The sequence below is a fragment of the Allobosea sp. genome, from assembly GCF_051860145.1.
Lineage (GTDB): Bacteria > Pseudomonadota > Alphaproteobacteria > Rhizobiales > Beijerinckiaceae > Allobosea.
Genome location: NZ_JBHYEM010000053.1, coordinates 1 through 683, shown reverse-complemented (window position 1 = coordinate 683; position 683 = coordinate 1). Strand labels below are relative to the sequence as shown.

Annotated in this window: 1 protein-coding gene; it reads right to left on the bottom strand. The window is 68.8% G+C overall.

What is annotated here, in order from left to right:
- Window positions 1–534 (bottom strand): MBL fold metallo-hydrolase (locus ACTIF2_RS27655; protein WP_439500347.1); only part of this gene is annotated, 534 nt, incomplete at its 3' end.
- Window positions 535–683: the final 149 nt, after the last annotated feature.

Genomic DNA, 683 nt, shown 5'->3' with positions numbered 1-683 from the left:
CTCATCGGTACGCGGGCCGATCAGCGGGTCCGGGTCGAGCTTCCAGTCGCCGGTGTGCAGCACGATGCCATGGCGCGTGCGGATGGCCAGCGCCTGGGCTTCCGGGATGGAATGCGTGACCGGGATGTATTCGCAATCGAAGGGGCCCAGGCGGAAGCGGGTACGCGGCTGGGTCACCACCAGCGGCACTTCCTGCACCAGGCCGGCCTCGGTCAGCTTGCGCGTCAGCACCGCGGCGGCGAAGGGCGTGGCGAAGACCTTGCAGCGGAACTGTCGCCACAGATGCACCACGGCGCCGATGTGGTCCTCATGCGCGTGGGTGATGACCAGGCCGACCAGCCGGTCGCGCCGCGCGGCCAGCCAGGCCGGGTCCGGCACCATGACATCGACTTCGGGGTTGTCGCGCCCGGCGAAGCCGAGGCCGCAATCCACGGCCAGCAGCTGGTCGTCGCAGCGATACACGTTCAGGTTCATGCCGATCTCGCCGGTCCCGCCGAGCGGGAGGAAGGCGAGGTCGCCGGATAGTGCGTTCATGCTTGTCAGTCGGACTCCGATCTCAGCGGGTCGCGGAGCGCGCTGTGGTGGAAGACGGGAACGGGGTTGCGATCGGCCAGCAGGCGCAGGCCCTCGAGCGTGATGTCGGGGTCGGTCCGTTCTATGACAAGGGTGCCCTCGGCGAACAG